The organism is Micromonospora sp. NPDC047756, assembly GCF_055587245.1.
The window spans coordinates 395,862-414,649 of the sequence record NZ_JBVJGQ010000007.1 but is presented as its reverse complement, the minus strand read 5'-3'; the positions used below and the strand labels follow the sequence as shown (position 1 = coordinate 414,649).

At 71.9% G+C, this 18,788-nt stretch carries 15 protein-coding genes and 1 pseudogene; 9 read left to right on the top strand and 7 right to left on the bottom strand.

Features of this window, described 5'->3' with window-relative positions:
* Positions 1-32 precede the first annotated feature (32 nt).
* From ACZ6NZ_RS25090 to ACZ6NZ_RS25080, 3 genes are all read right to left on the bottom strand, one after another.
* On the bottom strand, positions 33-1,349 hold the full coding sequence (locus ACZ6NZ_RS25090) for an MFS transporter (RefSeq protein ID WP_465860468.1): 1,317 nt from the start codon (positions 1,347-1,349) through the stop codon (positions 33-35).
* 243 nt (positions 1,350-1,592) lie between these two features.
* On the bottom strand, positions 1,593-2,702 hold the full coding sequence (locus ACZ6NZ_RS25085; protein ID WP_465860467.1) for a mechanosensitive ion channel family protein: 1,110 nt from the start codon (positions 2,700-2,702) through the stop codon (positions 1,593-1,595).
* A 353-nt stretch (positions 2,703-3,055) separates the two neighbouring features.
* Complete coding sequence (locus tag ACZ6NZ_RS25080; RefSeq protein ID WP_465860466.1) at positions 3,056-3,526, bottom strand: DIP1984 family protein; 471 nt, start codon at positions 3,524-3,526, stop codon at positions 3,056-3,058.
* Positions 3,527-3,713: 187 nt separating this feature from the next.
* Here ACZ6NZ_RS25080 and ACZ6NZ_RS25075 point away from each other — a divergent pair, with 187 nt between their 5' ends.
* Both ACZ6NZ_RS25075 and ACZ6NZ_RS25070 read left to right on the top strand, forming a co-directional pair.
* Positions 3,714-4,844 (top strand): peptidoglycan recognition protein family protein, encoded by a 1,131-nt coding sequence (locus ACZ6NZ_RS25075; protein ID WP_465860465.1) that lies wholly within the window; start codon positions 3,714-3,716, stop codon positions 4,842-4,844.
* An 88-nt stretch (positions 4,845-4,932) separates the two neighbouring features.
* Entirely contained in the window at positions 4,933-6,507 is a 1,575-nt protein-coding gene (locus ACZ6NZ_RS25070) for an FMN-binding glutamate synthase family protein (protein ID WP_465860464.1), read from the top strand.
* A gap of 182 nt (positions 6,508-6,689) precedes the next feature.
* Here ACZ6NZ_RS25070 and ACZ6NZ_RS25065 read toward each other — a convergent pair whose 3' ends face one another.
* A complete protein-coding gene (locus ACZ6NZ_RS25065) occupies positions 6,690-6,947 on the bottom strand; it encodes a hypothetical protein (RefSeq protein ID WP_465860462.1) in 258 nt (85 codons plus the stop codon).
* 161 nt (positions 6,948-7,108) lie between these two features.
* On the opposite strand from ACZ6NZ_RS25065, the gene ACZ6NZ_RS25060 reads away from it, so the two are divergent.
* Both ACZ6NZ_RS25060 and ACZ6NZ_RS25055 read left to right on the top strand, forming a co-directional pair.
* Positions 7,109-7,633 (top strand): GNAT family N-acetyltransferase, encoded by a 525-nt coding sequence (locus ACZ6NZ_RS25060; protein ID WP_465860461.1) that lies wholly within the window; start codon positions 7,109-7,111, stop codon positions 7,631-7,633.
* Positions 7,537-8,019 (top strand): annotated as a pseudogene (locus ACZ6NZ_RS25055) (GNAT family N-acetyltransferase); the annotation flags it as partial. The gene ACZ6NZ_RS25060 and the pseudogene ACZ6NZ_RS25055, both read left to right, overlap by 97 nt.
* Positions 8,020-8,105: 86 nt before the next feature.
* On the opposite strand, the gene ACZ6NZ_RS25050 reads toward ACZ6NZ_RS25055, so the two are convergent.
* Entirely contained in the window at positions 8,106-9,095 is a 990-nt protein-coding gene (locus tag ACZ6NZ_RS25050; protein ID WP_465860460.1) for a helix-turn-helix transcriptional regulator, read from the bottom strand.
* Positions 9,096-9,156: 61 nt separating this feature from the next.
* Between ACZ6NZ_RS25050 and ACZ6NZ_RS25045 the strand changes: the two genes are divergently transcribed.
* The 3 genes from ACZ6NZ_RS25045 to ACZ6NZ_RS25035 all read left to right on the top strand — a co-directional run bounded on the left by ACZ6NZ_RS25045 (position 9,157) and on the right by ACZ6NZ_RS25035 (position 11,358).
* Positions 9,157-9,627, top strand: a complete 471-nt coding sequence (locus tag ACZ6NZ_RS25045; protein WP_465860458.1) for a VOC family protein — start codon at positions 9,157-9,159, stop codon at positions 9,625-9,627.
* A 51-nt stretch (positions 9,628-9,678) separates the two neighbouring features.
* Positions 9,679-10,872: a DNA polymerase IV gene (gene dinB, locus ACZ6NZ_RS25040; protein ID WP_465860457.1), complete on the top strand. Its 1,194-nt coding sequence runs from the start codon at positions 9,679-9,681 to the stop codon at positions 10,870-10,872.
* A gap of 120 nt (positions 10,873-10,992) precedes the next feature.
* Positions 10,993-11,358 (top strand): hypothetical protein, encoded by a 366-nt coding sequence (locus tag ACZ6NZ_RS25035; RefSeq protein WP_465860455.1) that lies wholly within the window; start codon positions 10,993-10,995, stop codon positions 11,356-11,358.
* A 158-nt stretch (positions 11,359-11,516) separates the two neighbouring features.
* Here ACZ6NZ_RS25035 and htpG read toward each other — a convergent pair whose 3' ends face one another.
* On the bottom strand, positions 11,517-13,445 hold the full coding sequence (gene htpG / locus ACZ6NZ_RS25030; protein WP_465860454.1) for a molecular chaperone HtpG: 1,929 nt from the start codon (positions 13,443-13,445) through the stop codon (positions 11,517-11,519).
* Between the two features lie 149 nt (positions 13,446-13,594).
* On the opposite strand from htpG, the gene ACZ6NZ_RS25025 reads away from it, so the two are divergent.
* Entirely contained in the window at positions 13,595-14,293 is a 699-nt protein-coding gene (locus tag ACZ6NZ_RS25025) for an SDR family oxidoreductase (RefSeq protein WP_465860453.1), read from the top strand.
* Between the two features lie 60 nt (positions 14,294-14,353).
* Here ACZ6NZ_RS25025 and ACZ6NZ_RS25020 read toward each other — a convergent pair whose 3' ends face one another.
* Positions 14,354-15,805 (bottom strand): M28 family peptidase, encoded by a 1,452-nt coding sequence (locus ACZ6NZ_RS25020; RefSeq protein ID WP_465860451.1) that lies wholly within the window; start codon positions 15,803-15,805, stop codon positions 14,354-14,356.
* 203 nt (positions 15,806-16,008) lie between these two features.
* On the opposite strand from ACZ6NZ_RS25020, the gene ACZ6NZ_RS25015 reads away from it, so the two are divergent.
* Complete coding sequence (locus tag ACZ6NZ_RS25015; RefSeq protein WP_465860450.1) at positions 16,009-18,783, top strand: ATP-binding protein; 2,775 nt, start codon at positions 16,009-16,011, stop codon at positions 18,781-18,783.
* Positions 18,784-18,788: the final 5 nt, after the last annotated feature.

Genomic DNA, 18,788 nt, shown 5'->3' with positions numbered 1-18,788 from the left:
CGGCGGCCCGCGGAGGCCGCCGCCGGGCCCGGTCAGTCCGGCACAGCCGCGGCCACGACGGTGGGCACTGTCGACCGGTGCCGGCGGCGGGCCAGCAGCACCAGCGCCACCACGAGGTACGCCCCGGCGGTCAGCGCGAACGCCACCGCGTTGCCGGCCGCCGAGGCGAGCAGGCCGTAAGCGGCGTACGTCACGATGATCAGCACATCTGTGGCCATCCCGGCCAGGGAGGTGACGGTGGCGCGGCTGCTGCCGGTGATCCGGGCCTGGAGCCGCGCGTCGGCCAGCACGGTGGCCAACTGAGCGGCGCCGAAGGCCACCGCGAGCAGCACGAACCCCGCCGGGTGCCGCACCATGGCGCCTGCGGCCAGCGCGACGCCGACCAGCCCCAGCAGCGCGGCGTACCCTCGGCCGCCCAGCCGCTCCCCCGCCGGGGTGAGCAACCCGCCGACTGTCACTCCGGCCCACAGCAGCAGGAGCAGCAGGGGTACGGCCTGCGGGCCGACGCCGGTGTCCAGGGCGAGCAGCGGGGTGTACTCGTCCAGGGCACCCCAGTCGGCGGCGACCACGGCCACCAGCAGCACGGCGGACCGTACCGGCGGACGGGTGCGGACCTGCGACACTCCGGCCCGCAGCGTGTCCCACCACCCGAGGTCGCCCTCGTCGTCCGGGCTTGTGGGCTCGTGCTGCGGGGTTAACGCGGCATCCACCGGGCGGGTGGCCGTCGTCGGCTCGGCGACCGGAACGCCGACGGCGGCGGGCGGGCGGTGTTCCGGGAAGCGGGTGGCGACGATCGTGGCGAGCAGGCAGGCGAGCACGCTGGCCGCGCCGACCACCGGGTAACCGCCGACGGCGAGCACCGGGCCGGCGAGCACTCCGGAGACGACCACCCCCAGCACACCGGCCGTCCGCGCCCGCCCGAGCACCCGGGCGTACCGGTCGACAGCGCCGAACCGGTCCAACTCGGTCCAGACCAACGCCTCCAGCGCACCGGAGACCAGTGCGCCACCAGCGCCCCAGAGCAGGAAGCCGACAGCGAAGGCCGGGTACGACGGCAGCAGCACCCAGAGCGCGAAACCGGCGGCGGCCACCAGCGGGGCGAGGCACAGCAGCAGTCGGCGGGACAGCACGTCCGCCCAGGCGCCGGAGGGCACCTCGAACAGGATTCCGGCGGCGGACCAGATGACGAAGAGCGACGCGATCTGCCCCACCGACAGCCCGGTGTCGGCGAAGAACACCACGTACAGGGGGTAGAGCAGGACCAGGTCACTGAGGAACGCGTACCCGTAGAGGGTCGCCGTCAGTCGACGGACCGCCGGCTCGGGCACGCGCGAGGCGATGAGGGTCATGGGGCCTTCCCGTGGGAGTGGAGACGGACACCGGACGTGCGGTGCCCGTGGCGGCCCACGAGATCGGTTGACGCTGCTGGATCAATGTCGCCAGGTCATGCCCGCGATGCTAGACAACCGGCGCGGCCTCGGCCAGCGGTTTCGGCGCGCCGAGCAGCGCCAACCGGGCTGGGCTGGGCTGGGCTGACAACGAGAGGCGGGGCGGGACCGCATCGGTCCCGCCCCGCCGCCGTACCGCTGGTGTCAGCGCCGGTCGACCGGCGGAATGACGGTGGTGGTCTCGCCGTCGTCGCTGGTGCGCTGCCCCGGCACCGCGCGATCGGTGCCGCCCGAGACCACCTGGGTGGTGTCGGGGTCGACGCCGGTGCTCACCACCTGCGTGACGTCCGAATCGGTCGAGCCGCTGACCACCTGGGTCGTGTCGTCGGTCGCCGAGGGCCGGGCCGGCGTCGGGTCTTCGACGGCGGCGCTGCGGTGAGCCACCGGGGTGGCGTCGGAGCTGACCGGGAAGTGGACGACCTGGGTGGCCTCCGGGTCGGTGGGCCGGGTCACCACCTGGGTGGCGTCGGCCTCGGCGGGCCGGTTCACCACCTGGGTGGCCTCCGCGCCGCCGGTGGCGGCCGACCGGCGGGCCAGCTCGGCCTCGGCGTCGCGCCGACCGGCCCGGTACGCCTGGGTGTGCTCGGCGATCAGCCGCGACTCCTGCTCGGCGCGGGTCAGCCACGACTCCCAACGACTCTGCATCGGACGGATCAGACCACCACCGACACCGACGACGAGGATGCCGCCGATCGTGGCCAGCACGGCGATCAGCACGGGAGTGGTGACCGCGGTGGCCACGCCGATCTGGTTGAGCGCCGCGATGACGCCGAGGCCGAGGATGAACACCGAGGCGATGGTGGCCAGCGCCCGGCCGTACGACAGGCCGCCGAGCGCGCCGCTGATGATGTCCTTGACCGCGTTGGCGATGGCGGCGGCGACCACGACGATGACGATCGCGACGAAGGCGCGGGGCAGCCAGGCGATCACCGCGCCGAGAAGGTCGGAGATCGGGTTCGGGCCCCAGATGCCGAAGGCGAGCTGAAGGGTGAACAGCAACAGCGCGTAGTAGACGAGCTTCGCGACGATGTCACTGGCGTCGTACCGGGAGCGGCTCAACGCTCGGCGGATGCCGCCGCGTTCGACGGCGCGGTCGAAGCCCACCCGTTCGAGGACCTTTTCCACGATCTTCAGTGCGGCCTTGGCGATCAGCCATCCGGCCACCAGGATCGCCAGGAAGGCGACGGCCTTGGGCAGGAAGAGCATCACCGAGCGGAGGGCGTCGCCCACCGCGTCGCTGACGTTGTCACTCATCTGGTCATCCTTATGTGGGCAGCCGGAGGGGTCCGCCCCGACCTACCCCCGACCCGACTCGCGGAAACGCCGGCCAGGCAGGGCCGCTTGCACGACCGGGTGCCGGTGAGCGAACAGCACGCGCCGCGGATGTGGAGTGCCCCGAACCCGCCCTCGCCGTCGAGGATCTGTACGTGGTGATGTGGTGTACGTGTTGCGGTGTTACCTGTCCTCGGTGCTGGGCTGCGTCGTACGTGGGGAGTTGAACCCCGCGCTGCCCACCGCGCGCCAGGAAGGGTGCCGGGGTTACAGCCCGACCCTGTGTGTACACGCCCCCACGACGGCTACCTGCTCCACATCGCTGCTGGAGTCGGTCAGTCCAGCAGGTCAGCCTCCCAGTTGGTGCGCTGGATCCGTACCTCGAGCTCGCGGAGCTGCCCGGCGAGCCCGTCGGCGCGCCCTCGAAGCTCGGCGACCGGCAACGCCGCGAGCATCTTCAGCTCGGAGCGGAGCTGCCGGGCGGCGTGACCGCGCCCGCTGCCGGCGGCGGCGTCGGCGGCCGCCGTGACGGCGGCGTGCCGCAGTCGAAGGACGTCCCGCCGGGCCAACGCGTCGGTGAGCGTGCCGAGGTCGTCGACCGGCACCGCGGCGTTGGTCCGGTTGATGCGCCGGATCAGTGACTCCAGGTTGTCGAGGACCTGGTCCAGCTCGGTCAGGAGCACCGCAGCGTCCTCCGGAGGCAGCTCACCCTCCTGGTAGCGGGCGCTGCCGTTGATCCGGGTCCGCAGTTGCTCGACCCGTCGTGCCGCTTCAGCGCGTTCGGTCAGCGCCTCGCCAAGTTTCATCTTCCACCCCCGCTTCAGCGGCCAGGTTAGCCGAACGTTGATCTTTTGGCCGACCGGTTTTCCGGCTGCCCATTGGGCGTGGCCGACCTCTAGCGCGCGGACGAGTCTTGGCAATATTCTCCGGAGTACGTGCGGCCACTGGAGCTACTTTTCATCCCCCCCGCCGTCGGCCGCAGGAGGAGATGCCATGCACGTCGACCATTCCGAAGTGGATCGCCGGACGCTGCTGCGGGCCGGTCTCGGCGCCGCCACGGTCGCCGTCGTCGGGAGCGAACTCGCCTTCCCTGGCGCGGCGCAGGCCGCGCCGGGCACCGACCTGGACTGGATCATCAGCTGTGACGAGTGGGCCGCCCGCCCGCCGAAGGACCCGCTGTCGGTGAGCGCCACCGCCACCAACAAGATCATCGTGCACCACATGGCGTTCCCGAACGTCACCGACTACTCCCGCGAGCAGGCGGTCAAGCTGGCCCACGACTGCCAGGACCTGCACATGGACGGCAACGGCTGGTCGGACACCGGCCAGCACTTCACCGTGAGCCGCGGCGGGTACGTGCTGGAGGGCCGCCGGGGCAGCCTGGAGCGCCTCGAAGCCGGCGACCGGCAGATGATCTCGGCGCACTGTCCGGGTGAGAACGGCCGGGCCATCGGCATCGAGAACGAGGGCACCTACGTCACCGAGACGCCACCGGAGGCGCTGACCGACTCGCTGGTCAAGCTCTGCGTCGCGATCTGCCGGCAGTACGGGCTGCACGCGTACGACATCTTCGGCCACTGGGACTTCCGCACCACCGAGTGCCCGGGCGCCGCCTTCTATCGACAGTTCCCCGAGCTGCGGCGGCGGGTGCACGCCGCGCTGGGCACCACGCTCGGTGACGTGCCGGCGCGCCGCTGGCCGGACCTGTGGCGGTTCGTCAACTCCCCCTCGGTCCGGGTGGTGCAGCACCTGCTCGCCTACCGGGGCTACCCGGTGACGGTCAGCGGCACGTTCGACGCCGCGACCGTGGCGGCGGTGCAGGACTGGCAGGCCCGCAACGGCATCGCTGTCGACGTGGACGCCACCCTCACCACGCCGACCTGGGAGACGCTCGCGCCGGAGTTGGACCAGCACGCCGTCGGAGCGCCGGTCACCGCCGTGCAGGAAATCCTCGCCACCAAGGGGTACGCGGTCACCGTCACCGGGGCGTACGACCACGCCACCCGCAGGGCGGTGCAGGACCTGCAGGCGCTGCACGGGCTGCCCCGCAACGGCAAGCTCAGTACGAGCACGTGGTGCACCGTCGTCGGCGGGTCGGTCCGCGAGTCGTTCCGGCACCGCTGAGCCGGTGGTGGCGGTGCGGGGTCGCACCCGCACCGCCACCAGCCCGCTCACCGGTTTGATCCGCCGCCCCGGCGGAAAGAGTTGCGGCATGACCTGGGCCCGTCGAGCCGTACCCGCCGTCGCCGCCGCCGTCGCGGCACTCGCCGCGCGGGATCTGATCCAGCGCGACCACGCGCTGCTGCGCAACTTCCCGGTCCTCGGCCGCGCCCGCTACCTGTTGGAGACGATCGGGCCGGAGCTTCGGCAGTACATCGTGGCCGGCAACAACGAGGAGCGGCCCTTCACCCGCGACCAGCGCCGCTGGGTGTACGCGTCGGCGAAGCAGGAGAACAACTACTTCGGTTTCGGCACCGACAACGACATCGAGTACACCCCCGGGTACCCGATCATCAAGCACCGCACGTTCGGTCGGGCCGTGCCGCCGTCGTCACCGACCGCCGGGCACGACGTGCGGGTGCCCTGCGCGAAGGTGCTCGGCGCGGCACGGGGACGGGCCCGCGCGTTCCGACCGGAGTCGGTCGTCAACATCTCCGGGATGAGCTTCGGCTCGCTCTCCGGCAATGCCATCACCGCGCTCAACAAGGGAGCGGCCCTCGCCGGCTGCCTCCAGAACACCGGCGAGGGCGGCCTGTCGCCGTACCACCGCAACGGCGGTGAGCTGGTCTTCCAACTCGGCACCGCGTATTTCGGCTGTCGGGACGAGCACGGCCGGTTCAGCCTCGACCGGTTGAAGGACCTGATTGCCGGCGCACCGGTCCGGGCGCTGGAGATCAAGCTGAGCCAGGGTGCCAAGCCGAGCCTCGGTGGGCTGCTCCCCGGGGCGAAGGTGTCCGCCGAGATCGCCGCCACCCGGGGCATCCCGGCCGGTCAGGACTGCGTCAGCCCGTCCCGGCACGCCGAGTTCTCCGACTGCGACAGCCTGCTCGACTGGGTGGAGCTGCTGGCCGCCGAGACGGGCCTGCCGGTCGGCATCAAGTCGGCGGTCGGTGACCTGAGCTTCTGGGAGGAACTGGCCACCCTCATGCGGGACACCGGCCGGGGTGTGGACTTCGTGACCATCGACGGCGGCGAGGGAGGCACCGGTGCCGCACCGCTGATCTTCACCGACTCGGTGTCGCTCCCGTTCCAGCAGGGCTTCTCCCGGGTCTACAAGATCTTCGCCGAGCACGGTCTGCACGAGCAGGTGGTCTTCGTCGGCGGCGGCAAGCTCGGCCTGCCGGACAACGCCATCGTGGCGTTCGCGCTCGGCTGCGACATGGTCAACGTCGGCAGGGAGGCGATGCTGGCGGTCGGCTGCATCCAGGCGCAGAAATGCCACACCGACACCTGCCCCACCGGCGTCGCCACCCAGAACGCGTGGCTCGCCCGTGGGCTGGACCCGGCGTTGAAGTCGGTCCGGGCCGCCAACTACCTGCGGACGCTACGCCGGGACCTGACCAAGGTCGCCGAGGCCTGCGGCGTCGAACACCCCGGCCTGATCGGCACCGACGCCGTGGAGATCCTGGACGGCCGCACCGGCTCAACCCCACTGCACCAGGTGTACGGCTACCGACCGGAATGGGGACTGCCCTCGCCCGCCGACCAGGCGGAGATCATCCGGCTGATGGTTCCGGAGGCACCCCAGGGCGGCAGCGCCCCGCCCTCCGCCACTGCCGTCGGCTGAGATCACACCCGACCCGTCGGCGAGGGCCGCACGCGCGGACCTGAGAAGTACCAGGCCCGGGATCGCGGATCGCGGATCGCGGATCGCGGATCGCGGATCGCGGATCGCGGATCGCGGATCGCGGATCGCGGATCGCTTGATGTCTGTGAGTCATCGTGATGACTCACAGACATCAAGCGTTCTCAGCCATGTCCAGCGAGGTGCCGCCAGCCAGCCCCGCGACCTGTCGGCAACCACCAACCACCAACCACCGCCACCACGACCGCCACCGCCGACCACCATTGCCACCACCGGCCACCGGCCACCGCCACCGCCAGCCAGCACGGCCACGCCACGCCACGCCAGCGCCAGCCACCACCGCCAGTCACCACCACCGCCAGCGCCACCGCCAGCGCCACCGCGAGCCACCACCCGCCACCGCCACCGCCAGCCACCACCACCGTCAGCTACCACCGCCACCACCGGCCACCGCCAGCCACCCGCCAGCGCCAGCCACGGCCAGCACCGGCGGCCACGACCGCCAGGCACGACCACCGCCGGCGGATCGGTGCTGGCGATAAAACGCGTGGAGCCGGCGACTCACCGCGTCTATGGTGGCGCGGTGCTGATCAGACGCGAGACACCCGCCGACGTCGACGCGATTCGCGCGGTGCACTCTGCGGCCTTCGCCAAGGCCGATGGCGGTGACGGCGTACCGGTCGAGGCGACCCTCGTCGACGCGTTGCGCGCCGACGCGGGCTGGCTGCCCGCGTACTCCCTGGTGGCGACCGACCCGGACGGCCTGGTGGTCGGGCACGTGGTGGCCACCCGCGGTCGGGTGGGCGGCGCGCCGGTGGCGTTGGGCCTGGGGCCGCTGGGCGTGTTGCCGGACTGGCAGCGCCGAGGTGTGGGCAGCGCGTTGATGCACGCGGTCCTTGGCGCGGCGGACGCGCGGGACGAACCGCTGGTGGTCCTGCTCGGGCACCCCGACTACTACCCGCGCTTCGGGTTCCGGCCGGCCGTCGATCTGGGCGTCACCCCGCCCCAGCCGTGGGGGCCGCAGTACTTCATGGCTCGGCCGATGCACGCGTGGCGCGAGTCGATCCGGGGCGAGTTCCGCTACGCCGGTCCGTTCGACGAGCTGTGAACCGGCCCGCCATCCGTCGGCGGCGCGCCACCGACCTGGACGGCTGCGTCACGGCGCTCGCCGAGGTCCACCGGTTGGACGGGTACCCGCTGAACTGGCCTGCCGACCCACACCGCTGGCTGCGCGAGCCGCACCCGGCGCGGGCCTGGGTCGCCGTCGACGCCGACGCGGCCGTTGTCGGACACATCGCGGTGCATCGGATCCCCGATCCGCTGGAGGGGCCGCCCGGCCGGACGACGGCCGAGGTGGCTCGTCTCTTCGTGGTGCCGAGAGCCCGCGGGTTGGCGCTGGGCGGCGCGCTGCTGGAGCGGACCCGCCAGTGGGCCGACAAACGCGCAGCGGACCTGGTGCTGGAGTTGGCCGCCGACGGCGCTGCGGCCGCCGCTCTGTACGACCGCGCGGAATGGCGGTGTGAAGGCACCAGCACGGCACCATGGACCGCTCCCGACGGCAGCCCGGTGTCACTGCGCCACTACACGCTGCGGCACCGCTCGCCGGGCTCCGACGTCGCACCGGCCAGCACCGCGAGGCGACGGGCGAGTCGGCCGGCGGCCTCGCGCAGCTCGGGAGGCTCCAGCACCTCCATGTCGTGATCCAGACGGGCGAGGTGCGCGGCGAGCCAGTCCAGGCTGTCGCCGCCGACGACCAGCACGGACCATCCATCGCTATCATCCTCGACCCGTCCCACCTGCGGTGGGACCACCTCCCGCAACCGCTCCGGTCGGGCGCGCACCCGCACCCGGGCGAGGTAGCGGTACGGCGCGCCGGTCACGGCCCGCTGCACGAAGGCAACCGGATCCGGGTGTACGCGTGCCGGAAAACGCCAGGTCGTCGCGACCGCAGCCCGGACCCGATCCAGCCGGAACGTCCGCCAGTCGGCGCGGTCGACGTCCCAGGCCATCAGGTACCAGCGGCGGCCGGTGGTGACCATCCGGATCGGCTCGACCGTCCGTTCCTGCTCGGCAGCGCCCCGGCCGGGATAGGAGAATCGGACGCGTACCCCGTCGCGGCAGGCGCGGGCGAGTGTCACCAGCAGCTCCGCGTCGATCTCGGCGACCGGGCCGATGAGGGTGTCGGTGGCGCCGTGCACCGCCCGCACCTCGGCGCGAAGCCGCGACGGCATCACCTGATCGAGCTTCGCGAGTGCCCGCAGCGCGGCCTCGCCCGCCCCGGCGACAGTGCCCCCGGCGGCGAGCCGCAGGGACACCGCCGTGGCGATCGCCTCCTCGTCGTCGAGGAGCAGCGGCGGCAGCCGGGTGCCGGCGCCGAGTCGGTAGCCGCCGCCGACGCCCGACACCGCGTGCACCGGGTAGCCGAGCGCCCGCAGACGCTGCACGTCGCGGCGTACGCAACGACCGGTGACCCCCAACTCCGCGGCGAGTTCGGCAGCCGTGCAGGACAGTCGTCGTTGCAGCAGCGCCAGCAGGCGCAGCACCCGTTCGGTCGTCGCCTCGACGGTCACGCCTCGATCGTTGCACGGATAGCGGAACGACTCTGTCCGCTATCAGCGAGAGGCTGGGATCATGACCGACCAGAACAGGAAGCAGGGATCCGCCGTGATCCGCGACGTCCAGATCACGTTCGACTGCGCCGACCCGGCGAGGTTGGCCACCTTCTGGGCCGAGACGCTCGGCTACCAGGTGCAGGCCCCACCCGGAGACTTCGAGTCCTGGGACCAGGCGCTGGAGGCGATGGGCGTGCCGCCGGAGAACCGCAACGACGCGTCGGCGGTGGTCGACCCCGAGGGCTCGCGACCGCGGCTGTTCTTTCAGCGGGTGCCGGAGCACAAGCAGGTGAAGAACCGCGTCCACCTCGACGTCCGCGCGGCCCCCGGGTTGGAGGGTGACGAACGGATGGCGGCCCTGGAGGCCGAGGCCGAACGGCTCGTCTCGCGTGGCGCCAGGCGACTCGGTCGGCACGAGCCCGCTCCCCCGTTGGCCGCCGGTCATCTCATAATGGCCGACCCGGAAGGCAACGAATTCTGCCTCGACTGACGGGGCGTCAGCCCAGCTCACTGCCACACCGGGCCGGCGTCATGCGAACATGTGTACGTGTTGCCCGGTGCCAGCATCCTGCACGCCGACCTGGACGCGTTCTACGCGTCGGTCGAGCAGCGCGACGACCCGCGCCTGCGCGGGCGGCCGGTGATCGTCGGTGGCGGCGTGGTGCTCGCGGCCAGCTACGAGGCGAAGGCGCGGGGCGTCCGCAGCGCGATGGGCGGCCAGCAGGCGCGTCGGCTCTGTCCGGACGCGATCGTCGTGCCGCCGCGGATGTCGGCATACACGGCGGCGAGCCGCGCCGTCTTCGAGATCTTCCGGCAGACCACACCGCTGGTGGAAGGGCTCTCCATCGACGAGGCGTTCCTCGACGTGGGGGGTCTGCGGCGGCTGGTGGGGCCACCGGCCGAAATCGCCGAACGACTCCGCCGGGAGGTCCGCGACCGGGTCCACCTGCCGATCACGGTGGGGGTGGCCCGCACGAAGTTCCTGGCCAAAGTGGCCAGCGGCGTGGCGAAGCCGGACGGTCTGCTGGTGGTCGCCCCGGACGCCGAGGTGGCGTTCCTGCACCCGCTGCCGGTGGAACGGCTCTGGGGCGTCGGCCCGGTCACGGCGGCCAAGCTGCGCGAACGCCGGATCCGTACCGTCGGGGAGGTGGCCCGTCTCGGTGAGGCGGCGCTGGTGTCGCTGCTCGGTGCGGGCGCCGGGCGGCACCTGCACGCGTTGGCGCACAATCGCGACCCCAGGGCGGTGCAGGTGGGGCGGCGGCGCGGTTCGATGGGCGCGCAGCACGCGCTCAGTCGTGCCCCGCACACCTTTACGGAGCTGGACGCCATCCTCGCCGGCCTGGTCGACCGGGTCAGCCGGCGGATGCGGGCGGCCGGGCGGTCCGGCCGCACCGTGGTGTTGCGGCTGCGCTTCGGCGACTACACCCGGGCGACCCGCTCGCACACGGTGCGTAAGGCGACGGCGGACACGGCGCCGCTACTCGCCGCTGCGCGGGCGCTACTGCGCGCGGCCCTGCCCGAGATCGATCGCCGTGGAATCACGTTGATCGGTGTCTCCGTGGGCAACCTCGACGACAACCCGGTCCAGCCCGAGCTGCCGTTCCAGCCGGACCCCGGGTCCGACCTGGACGTTGCGGTCGACGCGGTCCGCGACCGGTTCGGATCAGCGGCGCTCACGCGGGCGGTGCTGCTCGGTCGGGAGCCGGGCGTGGAGATGCCGCTTCTGCCGGACTGACCGATAAGCGTGCGGCGTCCGCGGCGGAGCTGCGATCAGAGACACATCACAGCAGGTCGGCGGTTTAGCCGGCGGCTGACGGGTGACCCTTGTGGGGTACAGCCTGACGAGGGGGGCCACATGTCCGACGACACCAGCAACCGACCGAGTCGCACCGCCGAGCGCCCGCACGACGTGACCGACCCGCTGCTGTGGCAGTTGGCGATCGATGTGTTGAGCGCACACGAGCCGGACGACGAGGGCCAGTGCCGCAACCTCCAGTGCGCCGGGCAGTCCTGGCCGTGCGCGGCCCGTACCGGGGCGGAGCACTCGCTGCGGCTGGCGCGGGGCGCCTCCGCCTCGGTCGAGGGGACCATCGACGGAACCGACAGCGACGACGTCGACCCGGCTGGGCGTCGCGAGGCGGCGGTACCGGCCCCCCGCTGGGGCTGGAACGCCGGCCCGGTGGCGTCGCAGCGAGGGCCGAAGGCCGCCTCCGCAGCCTGACGGGCCACCCACAACTGGTCCGCGCCGCGTAGGCGAACGCTCGGCCGGTTGTCCGGCCGAGCGTTCGGCTGTCGCGGCTCGGTAGGGCCGCGATGCGGCACGGCAGCCCGGCCGGCGAGCCCGTGGTTGGGGCGGGCTGCCGGCCGGCGGTACTCCAGTTACAGGGTGCGCGCCAGCCGGTCGGCGAGCGTCCGGGTGAAGCGGGCCGGGTCGGTCAACTCACCGCCCTCGGCGAGCACCGCCAGGCCGTAGAGCAGCTCGGCGGTCTCGGTCAGAGCGGTGGGGTCAGTGCCCTGCTCGTGGGCCTTGCGCAGCCCGGATACCAGCGGGTGACCGGGGTTGATCTCCAGGATGCGCTTGGTGGTGGGGATCTCGTGCCCCATCGCCCGGTACATCTTCTCCAGGGTCGGGGTGAGGTCGTGGGCGTCGCCGACGACGCAGGCCGGTGAGGTGGTCAGCCGCGACGACAGGCGGACCTCCCGGACGCTGTCGGTGAGGGTGGTCCCCAGCCAGTCGAGCAGCCCGGCGAACTCCTGCCGCTGCTGCTCACGCTCGGCCTCGGCCTGCTGCTTCTCCTCGTCGGTGTCCAGGTCGATCTCGCCCTTGGCGATCGAGCGCAGCGGCCGACCGTCGTACGTGCCGACCCGCTCGACCCACACCTCGTCGACCTGGTCGGTGAGGAGCAGCACCTCGTGCCCCTTGGCCCGGAACGCCTCCAGGTGCGGGGAGTTCTCGATGGCGGCCCGGGACTCGCCGGTGGCGTACCAGATGTCGCTCTGGCCGTCCTTCATCCGTGACACGTAGCCGGCCAGGTCGGTGGGCTCGTCCGGGTCGTTCGTCGAGGCCACCGACAGGATGTCCAGCAGGGTGTCGCGGTTGTCGGTGTCGTCGATCAGCCCTTCCTTGACCACGGCGCCGAACTCGGTCCAGAAGGTGCGGTAGCGCTCGGCGTGGTTGGCCTTGAGGTCCTTGACCGTGGCGAGGACCTTCTTGACCAGCCGGCGGCGGACGATCTGGATCTGCCGGTCCTGCTGGAGGATCTCCCGGGAGATGTTCAGCGACAGGTCGTGCGCGTCGACCACGCCCTTGACGAAGCGCAGGTAGGTCGGGACCAGCGCCTCGCAGTCGTCCATGATGAAGACGCGCTTGACGTAGAGCTGGACACCCCGGCGACCCTGTGGGGAGAACAGGTCCAGTGGGGCGTGGCTGGGCAGGAAGAGCAGCGCCTCGTACTCGAAGGTGCCCTCGCCCTTCATGTGCACGACCTCGAGCGGGTCGGCCCAGTCGTGGCTGACGTGCTTGTAGAACTCGTTGTACTCGGCGGCGTCGACCTCGTCGCGGGGCCGCGCCCAGAGGGCCTTCATCGAGTTGAGGGTCTGCACCTCGCTGGTGGCGGACTCACCCTCGGCGCCGGGGCGCTCGACGGTCATCCGGATCGGCCAGGCGATGAAGTCGGAGTAGCGCTTGACGATCTCGCGGACGGTCCACTCGGTGGTGTAGTCGTGCAGGTTGTCCTCGGTGTCGGCCGGCTTGAGGTGCAGCGTCACGGTGGTGCCCTGCGGCGCCTCGTCGACGGCCTCGATCGAGTAGGTGCCCTCGCCGGTGGACTCCCAGCGGGTGCCGCCGGTCTCGCCGGCCCTGCGGGTCAGCAGGGTGACCCGGTCGGCGACCATGAACGCGGCGTAGAAACCGACGCCGAACTGCCCGATGAGGTCCTGCTTGGCGTGGGCGTCGGCGGACTCGCGCAGTTGGCGCAGCAGCTCGGCGGTGCCGGACTTGGCGATCGTGCCGATCAGCGTGACGACCTCGTCGCGGGTCATTCCGATGCCGTTGTCGCGCACGGTGAGGGTGCGGGCGTCGCGGTCGATCTCCAGGGCGACGTGCAGGTCGTCGGTGTCGGCGACGAGGTCCTTGTCGACGAGGGTGGCCAGCCGGAGCTTGTCCAGGGCGTCGGACGCGTTCGAGATGAGTTCCCGCAGGAAGACGTCCTTGTTCGAATAGATCGAGTGGACCACCAACTGGAGGAGCTGACGCGCCTCGGCCTGGAACTCCAACGTTTCGGCCTGGTTGCTCACACCGTCTCCCATCTCGGCTCGTACGGAGGTTCGCGGAAAGGATACGAGTCGTCACCGGTCGGGGTGTGGGCGCGTCCGGGTCGTATTCCCGATCCCGTCGACCGCCGCCGTGACATAGCTGACTTTGCTTCACAGAAGTCAGGTCGGGTAGCGTGATCGCCATGAAGATCGCTGGAAGCACCGCCCTCGTCACCGGCGCCAACCGTGGCCTCGGCCGACACCTGGCCGCCGACCTCCTCGCCCGGGGCGCCACCGTCTACGCCGGCGCCCGCAACCCCGACAGCGTGGACCTGCCCGGCGTGACGCCGGTCCGCCTCGACATCACCGACCCCGCCTCGGTGGCCGCCGCCGCCGAGCTGGCCGGCGGGGTGAACCTGCTGATCAACAACGCGGGTATCGACACCCGGACCGACCTGCTCGACGGCGACCTGGACCTCGTCCGGCTGGAGCTGGAGACCCACTACATCGGCACCCTGTCGACGATCCGGGCGTTCGCGCCGGTCATCGCCGGCAACGGCGGCGGAACCATCCTCAACGTGCTCTCCGTCCTGTCCTGGGTGAACTTCCCCCTGCACGGGTCGTACGGTGCCGCCAAGTCCGCCGAGTGGGCGATGACGAACGCGCTGCGCCTCCAGCTCGCCGAGCGGAACGTCCGCGTCGCGGGCCTGCACGTCGGCTACCTGGACACCGACATGGCCGCGACCATCACCGGCCCGAAGTCCGATCCGGCCTCGATCGCCCGGCTCGCGGTCGACGGCATCGAGGCCGACGCCTACGAGATCGTGGCCGACGACGTCAGCCGGCGGGTGCAGGCCGGGTTCCCCGGCGGCGTCGCCGCGCTCTACCCACAGCTTTCCTGACCACGACGCGACGGGCCGCCGCCGGACACTGCCGGCGGCGGCCCTTTCCGGGGTACGCGGTCAGCTCGCCACCAGCGCCACGTCGTCGATCACGAAGCTGGTCTGCAACGACGAGTCCTCGGTGCCGGTGAAGCGCAGCGTCACCGTCTGCCCGGCGGACCCGGCCACCGAGAAGCTGCGCTGGACGTAACCGGACGCCCTGTTCAGATTCGAGTACGTCGCCAGCGTGCTCGACCCCAGCTGAACGGTGAGCCGGTCGTACACCGTGGAACTGGTGGTCTCGGCCGTGTCGATGTGCAGCCAGAACGAGAGCGTGTAGCTGGCGCAGCCGGCCGGCAGGGTCACCGACTGCGTCAGACTCTCGGTGCCGCTGCTGCCGTTGCCGTTGAGCCACGCCTTGTACGACCCGGTCCGGGCCGGCTGGGCGCTGGCGTTGGTGATCACGCCGGAGGACGCGGTCCACGGCGTGCTGCCGCTCTCGAAACCACCGTTTCCGACCACCTGGCCGCCGGTGCAGGCCGGGGTGCCGCCGTTCACGGCGAGCTGCCACAGCGCGTACGCGACACCGTCGGCCGCCCGGTTCAGCACGGTGGCGCTGACGTTGGCGGTGGTGTCGCAGGACCGGTGGTAGCAGGGGTCGTACGCGGAGTTGGCGGTACCGCCCCACTTGGCCGCCTGGGCGCTGGTCTTGCGCGCGCTGGCGCCGGCGGCGTAGCCCGAGGTGGGGATACCGGCCTGCTGGAAGTAGTAGTCGTCGGAGCGGCCCTGGCCCTCGACGTTCTCCTCCGGTTGCAGGCCCAACGAGTCCCAGTACGCCTTCAGCGGCGCAGCCGTGGTCGAGGTGACCCGGTTGATGAAGTAGCCGCCGTTCGTCGAGCCGACCATGTCGAAGTTGTAGTAACCCTTGATGTAGCCGCGCTGGGTGGCGCTGAGCGAGTTGACGTAGAACCGGGAGCCGTTGAGCCCCTGCTCCTCGTCGGTCCACCAGGCGAACCGCACCCGTTTGGTCATCGTCGGGTTCTGCGCGGCCAGGACCAGCGCGTTCTCCAGCAGGGTCGACGAGCCGGTGGCGTTGTCGTTGATGCCCGGACCGGCCGCTACGCCGTCCAGGTGCGCGCCGAACATAACCACCTGGTCGGCCGGGCCGCCGGGCCACTCGGCGATGAGGTTGTTCGAGGGGTACCGGCAGCTGGAGCAGTACTGCTCGCTGACGGTGTAGCCGGCCGACTGGAGCCTGGTCTTGACGTAGGTGAGCGAGGCGGTGTAGCCGGCCGAGCCGGCCCGTCGGTTGCCACCGTTGCTGGTGGCGATGGCGTTGAACTGGGTCAGGTGCGCCTGGACGTTGCTGACGGAGATGTCCGGCGCGGCCAACGCGGCGGCGGACGCGGCGATCGGCCGGGTCACCGTCGTGGCGGTCGGAGGTGACGCGGTCGCCGTGTGGGCGGCCAGCGGCACCGTCATCCCGGCGAACACGGCGAGCGCGATTCCCGCGCTCAGCGTTCTGCCTCTCATGGGGGCTCCTCGGGGGTTGGAGAGATATCCGAGACAATGACAGATCTCTATTTCTTGAGCATCAGTCGTTCGTTCCGAACCGCCGACGGTTCGACGGTGGGTACCGGCGTCGGCACAGGTGAGTAGAGGTGTCAGGATGGGTAGGTAACGCGGCAGGGGTCGTCGGGCCCGGAACGGGGGCTTGCGATGGGGTCGGATCGAGCGTGACGCGACCCAGCACTGACCTGTTCCTCGGCGGCGGCGACACCGGGCGGTTGATGGCCCGACTGGACTGGGCCGACACGCCGCTGGGCCCGGTCGACGGCTGGCCGCAGAGCCTGCGCGCCGCCGTCCGGATGGTGCTCTCCTCCCGGTACCCCATGCTGCTGCTCTGGGGTGAGAGCTACTCCCAGCTCTACAACGACGCGTACTCGGCGCTGATCGGCGACAAGCACCCCGCCGCGCTCGGCGACGACGTACGGGTGACGCTGGCCGAGGGCTGGCCCGTGCTCGCCCCGCTGATCGAGCAGGCCATGGCGACCGGGGTGGCCAGTTGGGTCCCCGCGCTGCAACTGCTGCTGGAGCGGGCCGGCTACCGCGAGGAGGCGTACTTCAGCGTCTCGCACGCCCCGGCCCGCGACGACGACGGCCGCACCGTCGGCGTCCTGACCGTGTGCAGCGAGGTCACCCAGCAGGTGGTCGGCGAACGTCGGCTCCGTCTCCTGCGCGACCTGTCGGTGCTCGGCGACGGGCGCACCGTCGACGTGGACGCCACCGCCGCCCGGCTGATCGACGTGATCGACGGACACCCCCTGGACGTGCCGTTCGCCGCCATCTACCTGCGCGACGGCACGGCACTGCGCCAGGTCGCCTGCACCGGCGGCGATCACCGGCACGCTCGGGCCCTGCCGGACGCCGTCGAGCTGACCGACCCGGGCCCGACCGCGTACGCCTGGGGGCTGGCGGACGCCGCCGAGGGTCGGGCGACCCCGGTGAACGACGTCGCCGACCGGCTGCCGCTGCCCGCCGGCCCGTGGAACGACCCGGTCCGCACCGCGCTGGCGCTGCCGCTGCCCTCGGCCGACGAGGATCAGCCGCTCGGCGTCCTGCTCGCCGGGGTCAGCCCCAGCCGAGGGCTCGACGAGGCGTACCACTCCTTCCACCAACTGCTCGCCCAGCAGATCTCCGTGGCGTTGCGAAACGCCCGCGAGTACGAGGAGGAGCGCCGCCGGCTCGAGGCGATGGCGGAACTGGACCGGGTCAAGACCGACTTCTTCGCGAACGTCAGCCACGAGTTCCGTACCCCGTTGACCCTGATCCTCGGCCCGCTGACCGACGCCCTCACCGACGCCACCGCGCCGTTGACGGCGGCGCAGCGGGAGCGGGTGGAGACCGGCTGGCGCAACGCCACCCGGTTGTTGACGCTGGTCAACAGCCTGCTCACCTTCTCCAGCCTGGAGGCCGGGCGGGCGCGCAGCGACGCCCGGATGGTGGATCTGGCCGCGCTGACCGCCGAACTCGCCGGGGTGTTCCGGGCCGCCGTCGAGCGGGCCGGGCTGACCCTCGAGGTGAGCTGCCCACCGCTGCCCCGGCCGGTCGCGGTCGACCCGGTCAACTGGGAACGCATCGTCACGAACCTGCTCTCGAACGCGCTGAAGTACACGTTCATCGGCCGTGTCCGGGTCACCCTGGACGCCGACGACGAAGAGGTACGCCTCACCGTCGCGGACACCGGCATCGGCATCGCGGAACGGGACCTGCCGAAACTCTTCGAACGCTTCCACCGGGTGCGGGGCGCGCGCTCGCGCAGTCACGAGGGCACCGGCATCGGCCTGGCCCTGGTACATGAGTTGGCCCGGCTGGAGGGCGGCGACGTGCGCGTGACCAGCCAGGTGGGCGTCGGCAGCAGGTTCACCGTGACGCTGCCCTGGTCGGCGGCGCGCCGCACCGCGGTCACCGGGCCGGCGGTGGACGGGCGGGGTGACGCGGCCCGCGCCGCAGTCCAGGAAGCGATGGGCTGGCTCACCGAACCGGACGACGCGCCGACCGAGCCCGATCCCACGTCCGGGGCGGCCACCGACGAGCTGGCCGGGGCCCGGATCCTGCTCGCCGACGACAACGCCGACATGCGGGCGTACCTCACCCGGCTGCTCACCGGGCAGGGCTGGCGGGTGCGGGCCGTCACCGACGGCCGGCAGGCCCTCGACGAGATCCAGAGTGATCCCCCCGACCTGGTCCTGACCGACGTGATGATGCCGGTGCTGGACGGCTTCGACCTGGTGCGCCGGCTACGCGCCGACCCGACGACCCGGACGTTGCCGGTGCTGGTGCTCTCCGCCCGCGCGGGTGAGGAGGCCAGCGTGGAGGGCCTGAGCCTGGGTGCCGACGACTACCTGGTCAAACCCTTCGCCGCAGCCGAGTTGATCGCCCGGATCCGGGCCGGCATCCGCCGCGCCCGCGACCGCACTCCTGCCGTGCCCGCCGCCGGTGACCCGATGGTCGCTGGCGCAGCTCCCCCGGCACGAACCGCCCCGGTCGGTCCCGGCACGCCGAGCCCGGCGGTCGACCCCGTCCGCGACGCGGCCGTGCTCATGCCGACGCCGACCGAGCCGGACGGGCTGGGCGACCTCCGGAACGTCGGGTGGACGTACCCGTCCGCGCCGACCTCGGCCGCCGCGATGCGTCGGGACGTCCGGGGCGCGCTGGTCGACCTGGACGTCGACCCGGACGTATTGGAAGATCTTCTGCTCGCCGCCTCCGAGGCCATGAACAACGCCGTCGAGCACGCACAGCGGCCCAGCCGTCCCGAGGTACGGGTGGGCGTCCAGGTGGGTGGCGGCCTGATCCGGATCTCGGTTCGGGACTTCGGAACCTGGCGGGACCGCCGGCCGGCGATGGACCGGGGACGCGGCGCGCTGCTGATGAACGCCTACGGCGACGTGCGGCTGGTCTCCACGGCCGAGGGGACGACGGTGACCATCGAGCGCCGGCTGGCCTGAGCGGC